The organism is Calidifontibacillus oryziterrae, from assembly GCF_000331575.1.
Classification (GTDB): Bacteria; Bacillota; Bacilli; order Bacillales; family Bacillaceae_J; genus Calidifontibacillus_A; species Calidifontibacillus_A oryziterrae.
On record NZ_KB223527.1, the window covers coordinates 1,280,445 to 1,294,931 of the forward strand.

Genomic DNA, 14,487 nt, shown 5'->3' on the forward strand with positions numbered 1-14,487 from the left:
AATGTGGTGTGTCTGCCCCCGTTTTTTAATTGTTTTCATTTCTTGCCTTTAATTGACAACTACATTCTTTTCTGCAAAATACTTTCTTGCGGCTAGCTCGTTAGGGAAAACTCGGACAATTGAATAAAAGCATACGATTTTAAAAATTTTTTTAATGGAACTCTGTATGTTAGAGATCACTAGTTCCTTTCTCATATTTTCTGCTTCTTTTACTGCGTTTGCAATAATGCCTAAGGCTCGACTATTTATGAAAGCGACTTTCTCGAGATTAAGAATATATCCTCTTGCATTCGATTGTAATAACCTTTGCAGAGCCGCACTAAAGCTTTCTAAATTTTCCATTGAAATATTATGACTCCATACTAATGTTTGCACCAAAAAAATATCCCCTTTCTCCCCCAAAATGACACACATATACTATTATTCATAGACTACTTGCCCGTGAACACCCCTAAATCATCGTATTATTTAGACATTTATTGCTTAAGGCAGACAAAATCATAGCTAACTTCCGCTAATTTTGTAGGAATGTGCGCAGTTGTTCCCAACAACTAAAAAAGGCGCAAGCGCCCTGATTAGCGACGTATAAACTAAGAGCGCATCGACTGAGATAAACAAAACACGTCGAGGGACTTAGTCGATGTTGCCTTATCGCAAAAGAGATGAGCGAAGTTTACTAGTCGCTAGGCGCTTGCGCTGGACGACTACTCTCTGTGCTATAGTATTTTTCCACAGGATCAAATTTTATAATTTCCTGAACAAAGAAAAAAGAGTTAACTCGAATTACTACTCGAGCTAACTCCTTTATAATTTTATTCAAATTATATAATTGGTAAACTTTTGACGAAGCTGTTATAGAGCTTTAAAACCGCAAATGCCACCGTAAATAAAAACCCGCTCCAAAAAAACAAATGAAAGCAAACGAGACCGATTTGATTGACAACTGACAAATGGTCACTAACTCGATAAATGAAAAAGATAAAATAAATTAGGCTTGCTAATAGGAACAGTGCTAATGGAACAATAATCACTTTAAAAGTGACCATGGCAACTACACTAGCTAACAAGTAAATCCATGAGCCAACACGGATTTTATTTAACGTATAACCTTCCGCATCCTTTGAAAAAAACAATAAAGAAAGCTGGACCATCGTATCAGCAATTAGCTTTAATGCGGCAATTACCATAAAAAATATTAAAACTAATAAAAAAAAGATTGTTAGCTTAATACCGCCATCTGTAAAAAATTCAAGCATTCCTTCATAAATTCCAAAGTCCCGCAAAAAGTCAACAACACGAATTTGAACATTGATCGCAAATGACATACTGAAAAAAATGATTGAAATTAGTGGAAAATAGCTTGTAAAATACGTATTTTTAATGATCATAATTATCCTCGTGATAATATCCGATGGGTATGCCATCTCATTTTTTTATAAGCTGTGCTAAAGAGCACAGTGTTCCTGCATAAATAGAGAACGCGTCACTGTTTTATTCAATGGTAAAATCCTTTTTGATTTCTTCAGCTAAAGGAATACCTGTTGCTGATTTTACACGTTTTATATAAAGCGAATACGTTTGATTTGATTTAAACGCTTCTAGTGGTTCGATCACTACATTTTTGTTTTCGACAACTACTTCTGTTGGATGAATATTAAGATTCGAGTCTAAAATGTAAATGGTATCATTATGAACAGAATTTCGATCTACAGTTTCATTAAATTCAATCGTCCAGACCTTATTTACCGATACAGTTACAGGCTCGTTGTTTCCATTTTGGCTAACATCATCATTACTACTTTTATTATTTATATAGCTAGCTGCCACATAGCCTTCTGTTCCATCATCCAAACGAACTAAATTCCAAGCAAAAGTATTAGCTTCGTTACGTTGGTCAAAGGTAAAAGTATCAAGAACGGTTACTCTATCATTTTTATTTAAGACCTTTACGATCGGACTAGATGTCGAAGACTCCTCTCGAAGTCTTACATCATTACTAGTAATATAGCCTTTGTCCATCGGCTTAAAATCGTACTTGCTACTATTAAGCTGATCAATTGGCAATTCATATTGTTTCGTCAAAAATTGAATATTGGTAGTGCTTTCTGTATTATATAAAAAGTCTGTTGTTTTAAACGGAATAGGCTTAATATCTAGTAAACTTTGTTTGCGAATAATCTCAAAAATCTTTTCTTGGTAAGCATTAACGTTCAATGAACCATCGTTTTGCAAAACAGGACTATTCATCGGCTTAATGCCGTTATATCCTAGTATTGCAAAATACCAATGTTCAATAACGTTTCTTGAACCATCATTTATTTTCGGTAAATCCTTACGTTGAAAATTATCATTTAAGATTTGAACACCAGCTTCGATGTTATAAACTAGATCATTTTTAAGCTTTTCAACGTCAAATCCACCCGTCCACGTAATTTGCATCATACCGATGCCCCCATCTTTACTAATAAGAGGCTCGCCGGTATTCCCAAATTGCTTCCAACCACTTTCTTTTTCAGCAATCGCTTTAACAATTTCCGGTGGTATATTATTTGCAAGAGCAACTTCAGTTAATAAACAATTAATGATCTGCGCAGGAGGGTTAACACCCTCATCAGGAATGTATCCGCATTTCGAATGAATAGAAGATTCAGCATGAATAACAGTTGGATTAAGTAGATTAGACACTAAGTATAGAAAACCTATGAATATAGTAAATTGAAACTTTATCGTTTTTTTCAAGAACAAACCCTCCTTCTCAACCTCACTGTATAGTATTTTACCATACGATTTAATAGATTGGTCCTGTTAAATAATAACGTTTGTATATAGGGAATTTAATAGCACGGGAAAATTAATTAGACTGTTTTAAATTGTTTTTATACGAAATACTTGTTTTTTGGATGAAACATACTATATAGTAAAAGAAACTAAATACGTTTTCTTCGGGGTCGGGTGAAATTCCCAATCGGCGGTGATGTAGTATTTTACTACTAAGCCCGCGAGCCTTTTTGGGCAGGATCTGGTGCAAATCCAGGGCCGACAGTTAAAGTCTGGATGGAAGAAGAAAAGAAAAGTGGCATTCACATCAAACTTATTGTTTGTTCATGTAGTTTTTTTGAACAATTTGGATGTATATCCTCTTAATTTGTTATGCTTTTTTGTTATGCTTTCGTTCTTATTTTCATGTACAAGTGCGAAACTTACACAATTTTGTCTACTATTTTCTTACTCTTTATAAATAGACCCTAGGAGATCCTAGGGTCTTTTTATATTGTAAAAACATCCTTTATTGTTGCAAAGGAGATATGTATGTATGACAGATGAAAACTATATGCAACTTGCCATTCAACTTGCTTTTAATACAATTGGGCAAACAAGCCCCAATCCAGTTGTTGGTGCTGTAGTTGTGAAAGACAACCAAATTGTTGGACTTGGTACACATTTGCGGGCAGGTGAAGCCCACGCCGAGGTGCATGCTATTAATATGGCAGGTGAAAAAGCTAAAAACTCATGCATATATGTAACACTTGAACCATGTAGTCATTTTGGCCGTACCCCACCATGTGCCGACTTATTAATCAAAAGCGGGGTTAAGCGAGTTGTGATTGCCTCTACAGATCCTAATCCACAAGTTGCCGGGAAAGGAATTGAAAGGCTAAAAAAGGCGGGAATCGAAGTTGATGTCGGTGTATTAAAAGAAGAAGCAGATAAGCTGAATGAAGTTTTCTTCCATTATATTTCAACTGGCTTCCCTTATGTAACGTTAAAATCGGCAACAAGCCTAGACGGTAAAATTGCTACTGTAACGGGTGAAAGCAAATGGATTACAGGAGAGTCAGCTCGTTTAGACGTTCATAAGTATAGACATCAGCATGACGCGATTTTGGTTGGTGTAAACACTGTTTTGAAGGATGATCCCGAATTAACAACACGGCTTCCATTGGGTGGGAAAAATCCTATTCGAATTATCCTTGATACAAACTTGCGAATACCACCATCAGCAAAGGTCATAATGGACCAATGTACACATACATGGGTTGTTGTTGGGCAAAATGTACCAAATGATAAGGTCGAAATGTTAAAAGCTAGAAATATTGACATTATCAAAGCTCCTACTAACAACATTGAAATCCCATACATTCTGAAAATGTTAGCAGAAAGGGGGATAACATCTCTATTCGTTGAGGGTGGTTCGAAAATTAACTGGAGCTTTATTAAAGCTGGAGCAGTTAATCAAATGATAACATATATAGCTCCGAAAATTATTGGTGGAACGACTGCTCCTACCGCGATCGGCGGGAGCGGTTTTGAAAAAATGAATGAAGTCCTTCAGTTTAAAATACAATCTATCTCGCAAATTGGTGAAGATATAAAAATTGTATCAATTCCATACACAAAGGATGGGTAAATTATGTTTACAGGAATTATAGAAGAAAAGGGAACTGTGAAAGCAATTTCAAAAGCAAGTGATGCGATAAAAATGACGATTGAAGCCCCAGAAATTTTAAAGGATGTTCATTTAGGTGATAGCATTGCCGTTAACGGCGTCTGTCTTACAGTAACAACCTTTGATAATAACTCATTTTCTGTTGACATTATGCCTGAAACAGTTAAGGCAACATCGTTACGAGATTTAACTCCAGGTTCGAAAGTTAATCTTGAACGTGCAATGAGTGCAAACGGACGATTTGGTGGTCATTTTGTAACAGGTCACGTCGATGGAATTGGTACGATTCGCAAGAAAAAACCTGTCGCAAATGCTGTATATTATGAAATCGAAGTAGACGAAGGATTGCTTCGCTATTTGTTACTAAAGGGCTCGATAACTGTTGACGGAACAAGTTTAACAATTTTTAACTTGAGCGACAAAACGTTTACAATTTCGCTTATACCACATACCCTTTCAGAAACGATTCTTGGCAGTAAATCTGTTGGAGATATCGTTAATATAGAATGTGATATTTTAGGTAAATATATAGAAAAATTCCTTTTGAAAAGTAAGGTAAAGGACTCAAATGCAATAACTGAATCTTTTTTAGAGCAACATGGATATAAATAGAAAAGTAGTAATGGAGGAAGAAAAATGTTTGATTCAATTGAAGACGCGCTTCAAGAATTAATAAAGGGAAATGTCGTTATTGTTTGTGATGATGAAGACCGTGAAAACGAAGGGGACTTCGTAGCTTTAGCTGAGAAAGCAACACCTGAGGTCATTAACTTTATGATTACACATGGACGTGGTTTAGTTTGCGCGCCAATTACAGAGGATGTTGCTCGCAGTCTCGATTTAGTCCCTATGGTAAATCGTAATACTGATCCACACGGGACAGCTTTCACAGTAAGCATTGACCATAAAACGTCTACTACTGGTATTAGCGCATTTGAACGCTCAACAACCATACAGCAATTAATAAATCCTGCTTCTAAAGCATCCGATTTTAAAAGACCAGGACATATTTTCCCTTTAATCGCAAAGGATGGAGGTGTATTAAGAAGAGCGGGACACACTGAAGCAGCAATTGACTTAGCAAAACTATGTGGTGCAGCGCCTGCTGGTGTCATTTGCGAAATTATTAAAGATGATGGAACGATGGCAAGAGTTCCTGACCTACGTCAAATCGCCGATGAACTTAACTTAAAGATGATTACAATTAAGGATTTGATTAGCTACCGTAATCGTAAAGAGAAATTAGTAACTCGTGAAATAGAGGTTAAACTTCCAACTGAATTCGGAAATTTCAAAGCCTTCGGTTATTCAAATATTGTTGATTCGAAAGAACATGTGGCGCTTGTAAAAGGGGAAATCAATAGTGATGAACCAGTATTAGTTCGCGTCCACTCTGAATGCTTAACTGGTGATGTTTTTGGCTCGTTCCGCTGTGATTGTGGTCCACAGCTACATGCCGCACTATCACAAATAGAAGCTGAAGGGAAAGGTGTCCTTCTTTATATGAGACAGGAGGGACGAGGAATTGGTTTATTAAACAAATTACGTGCCTATAAGCTACAAGAAGAGGGCTATGATACTGTTGAAGCCAATGAAAAGTTGGGCTTTGGAGCCGATTTACGGGATTATGGAATCGGTGCGCAAATCTTAAAAGATTTAGGCGTAACGAAAATGCGATTATTAACAAATAACCCACGCAAAATTGCAGGACTTGAGGGTTATGGTTTATCTATTGTTGAGCGGGTTCCGATTCAAATGCAAACAAAAAAGGAAAATGCCAATTATTTAAAAGCGAAATATGAAAAACTAGGTCACATGCTGAATCTTTAAAAGGCATGACGCTATTCATTTTGTATAAGGAGGATTTAAAAGATGGGAAAAACATTCGAGGGGAATTTAGTTGGGACAGGTCTAAGGATTGGAATTGTTGTTTCACGATTTAATGATTTTATTACTAGCAAGCTACTTTCAGGTGCACAAGATGCCCTTAATAGACACGGCGTTCAAGAGGATGCTGTTGATGTGGCATGGGTTCCTGGTGCTTTCGAACTCCCACTGATTGCAAAAAAAATGGCGGAATCAGGTAACTATGATGCGGTTGTCACATTAGGAACTGTTATTCGTGGAGCAACAACACATTATGACTATGTATGTAACGAAGCCGCAAAGGGTGTATCGCATGCAGGGCTTTCAACCGGTATACCTGTTATTTTCGGTGTCGTTACGACGGAAAACATCGAACAAGCGATTGAAAGAGCTGGAACAAAAGCAGGTAACAAAGGATGGGACACTGCTATAGCTGCAATTGAGATGGCGAATTTACTGAAAAACTTTTAATCGGTACTTTGCTATACAACAAGTATTTATAAATGGATACCAAAAATACACCCAATGGTATTTGTTCACATAATGTTCAATTTATTCAGCTGTTTTATCCATTATACTTATACTATTAAGTATGTTTACTCGGTTGATTTAAAGGGGTGTAATTATGACTATAAAATATACAATTATGATGTTAGCAACATTAGTTGCTCTTCTAGGAAGTGGGTATGCAACAGGTATTATTCGTGAAAAGTATGGAAAAACTCATGTTTTAAATTTTATACCTATTTTAATTGCAATTTTAATGATTAACATCGTATTTGCCTTAGTAGAAATGTCACGTGCAGGTCGAATTTAACAACAGGGGCGTAAACTACATTTTATGGAACTAAAAAGCTGCAGGACTTATAATAGTCCTTGCAGCTTTTTTTAATCACTTTACTTTTTAATAGTATGGTGAAATCATAATATATACAATTACACCGGTCAAACTTACATATAACCATAACGGCATTGTCCAGCGTGCAATTTTCCGATGCTTATCAACCTGCATATTAAAGCCTCTTGTAACAGAGATTAACGCTAAAGGCACTATAACAGCCGAAAAAACAATATGAGTTAATAATATAAAATAGTAGAAGTAGCGAATAGCTCCCTCACCACCAAATACTGTAGATTCAGCCATAGCATGGTAGGCAACATACGATAATAGAAATAAGGTAGTTGTCGCAAACGCTGATAAAACAAAACGTTTATGAAGCTTTATATTTTTTTGTTTAATAGTCACTAATGCAGCTACTAAAAACACAAACGTAAAACTATTAAATACTGCATTTAAAAACGGTAGAATTGTTAGATCAACATCACTAAATCCATCATACTTTGGCATAAAATATAAAACAGCTACGATTGCATTGATGGCAATGGTTAAAATAACAATTAATGGTGTAAAATTTCGTTGTTTTACAGAATTTTCATTCATCTAACTTGTCCCCTTTTAAAGAAATCAACTTATTAAAATATATTATATGAGCATTTTCAAATCTAGCTTATGTTATCCATTTCTATTATTCAACTTAAATCAGTTGAATTTTTTGTCAATTTTTTGAAACTACTAGTATTTGAATTACATATTATTTTATACCGAATAAATGTGAAATTCCAATGAAGTTTGCAGAATTTTAGCAAATTTGCTCGAATACCTGTGTCCAAAATTTGTGAATTAACAAGAAAATGTATGTATTATATAAAATATAACCTTTTTTTATTAAAGCCTGACTAGTTTTGTCGAATCTATTAAATTATTACTAGTTTTATGTATAATACATTCAAGGTATAAAAAAATTGACTGGAGAGAGAGTAATGAACCACTTCATGGGTGTTTCAATTTTGATGACACACCAACAAATAGAGAGAAAAAGAAAAGAAATGTTAGAATTAGCTGCAATTTATGGAATTAACAATCAATTAACAATCCAATGCAGCCAAGAGCTTGATCAACTTTTAAACAAATTAGATCAAAGGGTATACAATAGAAAAAGTGCATGAAATATATAGACTGTCCGTGGTTACGGACGGTCTATATATTTTTGTAACTCTTTATTAAAACCAGAACCCACCGTAGGGATAATACGGTCGCCCATATGGATAAGGGTATCCATATGGATATCCATAAAAATACGGATTAAATAGAGCACTCCCTACTAGCCCACCTAGTAATCCCCCAACAAACGGACCGCCAAAAAACGGTCTTCCATATGGCCTTCTAAAAGGTCTTCCATAAAAACGGCTATCATTTACGAATGGACTACCTACCATTAAAGAATACCTCCCTTTCATGTATCGTTAATACGCCTACACTGTAATGTATGCCAATTTTTAATTATTGTTTAGGCTTCTATCCTACTAGGGGGAAAAAACTATTTGTTAACCTAGTTGGTTTTCCGGTTGACATTAATCGGATAATTTACTATTATTTTGATTAACGGTAATTATAGGGGGAGTTTTTCTTGTCAAACAAACGGTTTCGAACAATTGATTTAACAATGATTGCAGTGTTTGTTGCTTTAATGGCAATTGGAGCGAACATTTCATCATTTCTTATCGTAGGCGGCGTACCAATCACATTACAAACCTTTTTCAGTATACTGGCCGGAGCAATATTAGGTCGACGCATTGGAGCAATATCAATGATTGTTTATATTCTTGTTGGCATTGCTGGTGCGCCCGTGACCGCGCAATTTGTTGGTGGACCAATTATTGTAATGAAGCCTACATTTGGATTTCTTCTATCTTATATTTTAGTTGCATATGTTACAGGATATATAATTGAAAAGGTCAAAGATCCGAAGGTAGGTCGCTTTATTATTGCTTCATTAATTGGAATGGCTATTAACTATGTTTTCGGTACAAATTGGATGTATTATGCATATAAGTTTTGGGCGAATGCCCCTGAAGGATTTAGTTATGGACTTGCCTGGGCATGGATGCTAGCCCCTCTACCAAAAGATATTATTTTATCAATAGCAGCTGGTTTAATGTCGCCACGAATATATAAGGCTGTACAAAAAGCAAATCATGTTTACAAGCAAGAAACGGTGTAAACATTTATCAAAAAGACATCTAAGGAATAAAACGAAACAAACAAGGATGAGTGCGCACTCATCCTTGTTTTGGCTTCTATCAATTTTTCTAACGATTCGCTGACATCCGTTCCGCTAATGTTGCTAATGTTCTTACCATAACACCGGTTGCACCAGCAGGTCCTAAATCATGCTCCCCTTTTGAAGTTGCAGTACCCGCGATATCAAGATGAATCCATGGTGTGTCCTCCACAAATTCCCCCAAAAATGCCCCAGCCATGATTGGATGGGCCTCTCGGCCTGGAGAATTACTTAAGTCTGCAATTTTACTGTGATTTCGAACCTTTTCTTTATAGTGATCAAAATAAGGAAGTCGCCACAAAAGCTCTCCTACTTCAGCTGAAGCCTCGAGCATTTCTTCAAAAAACGTTTCATTATTCGTCATCGCACCTGTTACTGCATCTCCAAGGGCCACAATAACTCCGCCTGTCAGAGTTGCAATATCAACAATATAGCTTGCGCCTAGTTGTTTTGCATAGTGAATCGCATCACAAAGCGCAAGACGACCTTCTGCATCCGTATTAAAAACTTCAATCGTTTTTCCACTCATCGAAGTAATCACATCATCTGGCTTTAATGCTTCCCCACTAATCATATTATCTGTTGCAGGAATAACAGCGATTACGTTCTGTTCTGGTTGTAATTCACCAATTATCTCCATCGCACCAAGAACGGCAGCAGCTCCACCCATATCTGTTTTCATACCAACCATGCCTTCACGAGATTTTAAGCTATAACCACCTGTATCATATGTAATACCTTTCCCAACAAGTGCTAAGACATTCTCCCATTTTTCATTACTTATGTATTTTAATACAATTAATTTAGGCGGTTGGACTGAGCCTTTATTTACTGCTAAAAGGGCTCCCATCCCTAGTTGCTCCATCTCTTCCTTTTCTAAAATCTCGTATTCCATTCTATATTTTTTTGCAATTTCAACCGCATAATCTGCTAAATCAGCTGCTGTTAGCTTATTAGGGGGTAAATTTACTAGTGTTCTGGCACTATTTGTTCCTTGTCCGTATGTATAACCCACCGTTAAGGCTGCCATTATTTCATCTTGATCTGCCCCTGTATATACAAAGGTTGATTCAAGTTCTTTTGCAGAAATATTTGCCTTACGCTTATAATGATTAAATTTGTAGCTTGCTAATGATAAAGCTTCACTAAACGCATGCGCCGCGTCTAATACTAACCCATCCTCAGTTATAAATGTATCTAGAGCAACCGTAACAGTAGCTAAACGGTCTCTGTTTATTTGTTTCACAACCCGTCCAAACGCTTCTCGTACAATAGGAAATGTTAACTCACTTGCTTTCCCGAGTCCAACAAAGTAAATTCGCTTAAAGCCAATTTTCCCTAATGTATGGATTTTTGAAATAACTTTTTTCTTTCCTTTTATATCCCCATCCTGCAGCAATTCAGATATTTGGCCTTGAAGAACATCATCTAATTCCTTTAGGAATCCGTCTATCTTTTCATGCTCAAATACACCTACTATAAGGCCTTCTTGCACCTCACTCAGCGGCAGCTCGTTTATGACTTTAAACATTTAATTCCTCCTGTCTATTTTTCTCCAAATAAATTACATGCTAATTTTACAAAACATAGTCTTATCATATGATATAATTATATATCATTGCAAAAAATAATGATTACGAAACACTAGCGAGTTCTAGGTCCTATACTTTTTTGAAAGGAAGACATGCTACTATATGGAATTATTTACAAACTTCCCTTTGTGGGCAGCACTTTTTTCCATTTTTTTTGCACAATTTATTAAAGTACCCATTACGTATATAACAACCAAAAAAATAGATTGGTCTTTGTTAACAAGTACCGGTGGCATGCCAAGTTCCCACTCAGGTGCGGTAACTGCATTGGCTACTGCAATCGCACTTCAAGAAGGATTAGGATCTCCACTGTTTGCTATTGCGACAATTTCTGGCATTATTGTAATGTTTGACGCAACAGGCGTACGTCGTGAAGCAGGCGAACATGCTACGGTATTAAATAAGCTTGTAATGGAATTTCAGAGGTTTGTGGAAGAGGCCAAAAGCTGGCCCAAAAAAGAAGAATTTGAAAAAAGAAAAGAATTGAAGGAACTTTTAGGACACCAACCTATCGAAGTTTTCTTTGGTGCACTGTCGGGTATCTTCCTCACCTTACTTTTATATTATTTAATTTATTAATAAATAAAAAGTAATAGCTCTCTATAAGCTTTACATAGAGAGCTTTTTACTTTCCTATAATCTTTTAACTATTTGCTGCCTGAACACTTGCATCGTTTTGTCTTCATTTAAACGAGCTAATTCTTCTTCGGTTAATTTACCATTACCTTTTTTAATAACATATACTTCTACTTCTTTCTTACCCCATTCCCTGTAAACATCTTCAACCGTTTCATAATAAAGATCGATTTTGTGTCCTTTTATTGCTCCGCCTTTATCTGCAACTACACCGTATCCATAATTTGGTATAAATAAAATAGTACCAATCGGAAAGACGTTCAAATCAGCTGCAACAGTTGAATAAAGATCGCGTTTCACACGTACTCCGGAATATGTAATTCCATATTGGGGATGGCTTTTTGTTTTGCCGGTTGATTCATAGCCAGCAGTATAACCGGTAGCTACTACCTGCTTTGAAGGGAATTTTGTCCAGTCAAATGCTTCTTCTAATTTTTGAGGCATTACGACTGCTTCACTAGATATCAACTTTTTTTCTGTTTTGTATCTTGCTAAAGCTTTTTTGCCTAAAACTGTTCTTTTTTCTTGATGTATTTTTTCTACATATGAATAACTTTTGTTTTTTTGTTTGTTTTGATTAAACAACCAGATTGAAAAATCCTTTGCCTCAACGCCAGAAATGGATTGAAAGGTTGTTAATAAAGCCGCAAGAAACATAATCGACATGATAGCTCGTTTTATTGGCTTTTTCCAAAAGCTCACTATTCATACACTCCTCTCTCAAACTATTTATTTCCAAAAAGAGAAGTAAATATACAAAAGAGGGTGTTATTTTTTACCAAAAAAATATAACTTCTACCTATTTCACAGGAAGAAGTTATCAGTAAACGTGTATTTCATTAAAACATTTGGTAGCCATTTTTTCGTAAAAGCTTAATAATAATCCCAGATAATAGCGCCCCTACAAATCCGCTACTAAGAATGTACACATCTGCTCCACCAAGAGCAGAAAAATCATTTACTAAAGAATTAAAAGCTACTTTTGGTTCAGTAAAATATTTAAAAAAACGAACGTTATCTACTATTAAAATTACAATAATTGGGTAAACAATTGCCATTATCCATGTTTTTCTAAGCAACATATTTAAAATAAAGCCAATTCCCAAAAACAATACAATAAATAAAAGCATTGAAACTAGTAGCTGTGGTATCCCCACTGCCTTCACCTCCGGTACACATCATAGTAAGTGTACTTAAACGGTGGGCAACAGTCAACGACTAACATTACTAATTTTTTAGAAGAAATTCAGTTTACCTTTTTTAAGGACTAAGGATAACCCACCTAGCTTCCATAGATAGCGATTATCAATCACTTTTTTCATAATAGATGCTTGTGCGCCATATAATTGTTTTTCACCAAAAACCACACCCATCGCATCATCATGTCCTAGTGAACAAACCGTGCCTTTTATATCTGGTACAAATTCTTTTAAATTGTCCTTTCCCCTAACTAGGGCAACAAGATTGTCAGCACAAGTTTCTGCCATTTGAATTGCAATCTGTGCTGTTGGAGGATAGGGACGATCTATTTCTTCATTAATGACAAGTGCACAATCCCCGATAATAAATACATGATCGTACCCAGGTGCGCGCAAATCAGAATTTACTTTTACACGACCACGCATAGCCTCAAATCCGGATTTTTCAACTATTGAATTGCCACGAACCCCAGCTGCCCAAATAACTGTGGCTGCTTTAATCTCCTCAACATTTTCATCCTTTGCTACGATGATACTTGTTTCAGTACATTCTTTAATTGCTGTCCCGATTTTGAACTCAATACCTTTCCTTTCCAGTTGATTCATCGCATACTCTACAAGTGCGGGATTAAAACCAGGTAATGCAGTAGGTGCAGCTTCAACACAAATCAACCGAACCTTCCTGCGATCAATGTCAAATTCTCGACATAGTTCAGGAATTCGATTAGCAAGTTCTCCCAAAAGTTCAATTCCTGTAAATCCTGCCCCCCCTACAACAATTGTTAAAAGCTCATCCCGTTTTTCCGACTCGTTGTTATATGCTGCAAAGCAATATTCAATATGTTCTCGAATAAATCTTACAGAGTTAATACTGCGTATGAAAAGAGCATGTTCTTTCAAGCCTTTTATTCCAAAAGTTTCAGGCTCAAAACCAAGTCCGATAACTAAGTAATCATATGTCAATTTATTGTTTTCAAGAATAACTTGTTTTTCGTTTGGACGTATTTCAATAACAGTGTCCTTGAGAAATTTTACTTTATGCTGAGTAATGACATCTTTAATTGGAATCCGGATTTGGTCCTGGTGAATAGTTCCGGCTGCCCCTTCATGCAACCAAGTTGATTGGTAGTGGTAATCATGTTTATTTATTATGGTAATATGGGCTTCATCCACACCTAATTTCTTTTGTAAATTTACCGCGGTCATGAGTCCCCCATAACCTGCTCCTAGAATTAAAATTTCTGGCTTTTTCAAAGCTATCACTTCCACCCTGTTATTTCAATTTAGTTAGTTTTTATTGTTTCCTATTTCACTCATTTCATGATCAAATCATATAATAATACTAATTGGTAGCCGAGTATTGATCACACTAATGACTAAGTAGCGACTGTCCATAAAATGTTTGTTTTTTGTAATAAAGTTTTAATATTTTGCCGTAGACATCATCTTATTCCTTTTCATACTTTTTATCAACCATTATGTAGCGAGAAACTAAAAAATGATTTTTCCTCGGAATTTTATACACATAAGTAAAAGTTTTTTATCAAAATTTAGCTCGTTAATGTAATGAAAAAGCAACATTTACATTTAACAGAGCCTAAAATTATAAAGCATCATAAAATCAT

The 14,487-nt window shown here is 35.7% G+C and carries 17 protein-coding genes and 1 riboswitch; of the genes, 8 read left to right on the plus strand and 9 right to left on the minus strand.

Features of this window, described 5'->3' with window-relative positions; all coding sequences use genetic code 11:
- Positions 1-48: 48 nt before the first annotated feature.
- The 3 genes from D612_RS0114865 to D612_RS18430 form a co-directional block, all read right to left on the minus strand.
- Positions 49-375, minus strand: a complete 327-nt coding sequence (locus D612_RS0114865) for an STAS domain-containing protein (protein WP_233275027.1) — start codon at positions 373-375, stop codon at positions 49-51.
- A 446-nt stretch (positions 376-821) separates the two neighbouring features.
- Entirely contained in the window at positions 822-1,388 is a 567-nt protein-coding gene (locus tag D612_RS0114870; protein ID WP_017756280.1) for a DUF5366 family protein, read from the minus strand.
- Positions 1,389-1,491: 103 nt separating this feature from the next.
- Positions 1,492-2,739 (minus strand): SH3 domain-containing protein, encoded by a 1,248-nt coding sequence (locus tag D612_RS18430; protein WP_017756281.1) that lies wholly within the window; start codon positions 2,737-2,739, stop codon positions 1,492-1,494.
- A 195-nt stretch (positions 2,740-2,934) separates the two neighbouring features.
- Positions 2,935-3,070, plus strand: a riboswitch (FMN riboswitch).
- Positions 3,071-3,313: 243 nt separating this feature from the next.
- Between D612_RS18430 and ribD the strand changes: the two genes are divergently transcribed.
- The 5 genes from ribD (at position 3,314) to D612_RS0114900 (ending at position 7,130) form a co-directional block, all read left to right on the plus strand.
- A complete protein-coding gene (gene ribD / locus D612_RS0114880) occupies positions 3,314-4,408 on the plus strand; it encodes a bifunctional diaminohydroxyphosphoribosylaminopyrimidine deaminase/5-amino-6-(5-phosphoribosylamino)uracil reductase RibD (RefSeq protein ID WP_017756282.1) in 1,095 nt (364 codons plus the stop codon).
- A 3-nt stretch (positions 4,409-4,411) separates the two neighbouring features.
- Positions 4,412-5,059 (plus strand): riboflavin synthase, encoded by a 648-nt coding sequence (ribE, locus tag D612_RS0114885; protein WP_017756283.1) that lies wholly within the window; start codon positions 4,412-4,414, stop codon positions 5,057-5,059.
- A gap of 24 nt (positions 5,060-5,083) precedes the next feature.
- Complete coding sequence (locus D612_RS0114890) at positions 5,084-6,277, plus strand: bifunctional 3,4-dihydroxy-2-butanone-4-phosphate synthase/GTP cyclohydrolase II (RefSeq protein ID WP_017756284.1); 1,194 nt, start codon at positions 5,084-5,086, stop codon at positions 6,275-6,277.
- 42 nt (positions 6,278-6,319) lie between these two features.
- The gene (gene ribH, locus D612_RS0114895) at positions 6,320-6,784 is read left to right on the plus strand and encodes a 6,7-dimethyl-8-ribityllumazine synthase (RefSeq protein ID WP_017756285.1); all 465 of its coding nucleotides are present in this window, start codon (positions 6,320-6,322) and stop codon (positions 6,782-6,784) included.
- A gap of 154 nt (positions 6,785-6,938) precedes the next feature.
- Positions 6,939-7,130, plus strand: a complete 192-nt coding sequence (locus D612_RS0114900; RefSeq protein ID WP_017756286.1) for a hypothetical protein — start codon at positions 6,939-6,941, stop codon at positions 7,128-7,130.
- A gap of 87 nt (positions 7,131-7,217) precedes the next feature.
- Here the strand turns inward: D612_RS0114900 and D612_RS0114905 are convergent, their stop codons facing one another.
- Positions 7,218-7,754, minus strand: coding sequence for a DUF420 domain-containing protein (locus D612_RS0114905; protein ID WP_017756287.1), 537 nt, complete (start codon positions 7,752-7,754; stop codon positions 7,218-7,220).
- Positions 7,755-8,134: 380 nt separating this feature from the next.
- Here D612_RS0114905 and D612_RS18435 point away from each other — a divergent pair, with 380 nt between their 5' ends.
- Positions 8,135-8,320, plus strand: coding sequence for an aspartyl-phosphate phosphatase Spo0E family protein (locus tag D612_RS18435; protein ID WP_017756288.1), 186 nt, complete (start codon positions 8,135-8,137; stop codon positions 8,318-8,320).
- A 54-nt stretch (positions 8,321-8,374) separates the two neighbouring features.
- On the opposite strand, the gene D612_RS0114915 is transcribed toward D612_RS18435, so the two are convergent.
- Positions 8,375-8,590 (minus strand): hypothetical protein, encoded by a 216-nt coding sequence (locus D612_RS0114915; protein WP_017756289.1) that lies wholly within the window; start codon positions 8,588-8,590, stop codon positions 8,375-8,377.
- A 227-nt stretch (positions 8,591-8,817) separates the two neighbouring features.
- Between D612_RS0114915 and D612_RS0114920 the strand changes: the two genes are divergently transcribed.
- Positions 8,818-9,375 carry a biotin transporter BioY gene (locus D612_RS0114920; protein WP_051023222.1) on the plus strand — a complete coding sequence of 186 codons (558 nt, stop codon included), beginning with the start codon at positions 8,818-8,820 and terminating at the stop codon, positions 9,373-9,375.
- A gap of 88 nt (positions 9,376-9,463) precedes the next feature.
- Here the strand turns inward: D612_RS0114920 and D612_RS0114925 are convergent, their stop codons facing one another.
- On the minus strand, positions 9,464-10,966 hold the full coding sequence (locus D612_RS0114925; RefSeq protein WP_017756291.1) for a leucyl aminopeptidase: 1,503 nt from the start codon (positions 10,964-10,966) through the stop codon (positions 9,464-9,466).
- Positions 10,967-11,129: 163 nt separating this feature from the next.
- On the opposite strand from D612_RS0114925, the gene D612_RS0114930 reads away from it, so the two are divergent.
- Positions 11,130-11,606, plus strand: a complete 477-nt coding sequence (locus tag D612_RS0114930) for a divergent PAP2 family protein (RefSeq protein WP_017756292.1) — start codon at positions 11,130-11,132, stop codon at positions 11,604-11,606.
- A gap of 54 nt (positions 11,607-11,660) precedes the next feature.
- Here D612_RS0114930 and D612_RS0114935 read toward each other — a convergent pair whose 3' ends face one another.
- The 3 genes from D612_RS0114935 to D612_RS0114945 all read right to left on the minus strand — a co-directional run bounded on the left by D612_RS0114935 (position 11,661) and on the right by D612_RS0114945 (position 14,125).
- Positions 11,661-12,365, minus strand: a complete 705-nt coding sequence (locus D612_RS0114935) for a 3D domain-containing protein (RefSeq protein ID WP_017756293.1) — start codon at positions 12,363-12,365, stop codon at positions 11,661-11,663.
- Between the two features lie 137 nt (positions 12,366-12,502).
- Positions 12,503-12,820, minus strand: coding sequence for a YuiB family protein (locus tag D612_RS0114940; RefSeq protein WP_017756294.1), 318 nt, complete (start codon positions 12,818-12,820; stop codon positions 12,503-12,505).
- A gap of 78 nt (positions 12,821-12,898) precedes the next feature.
- Positions 12,899-14,125: an NAD(P)/FAD-dependent oxidoreductase gene (locus D612_RS0114945; RefSeq protein ID WP_205619894.1), complete on the minus strand. Its 1,227-nt coding sequence runs from the start codon at positions 14,123-14,125 to the stop codon at positions 12,899-12,901.
- Positions 14,126-14,487 lie beyond the last annotated feature (362 nt).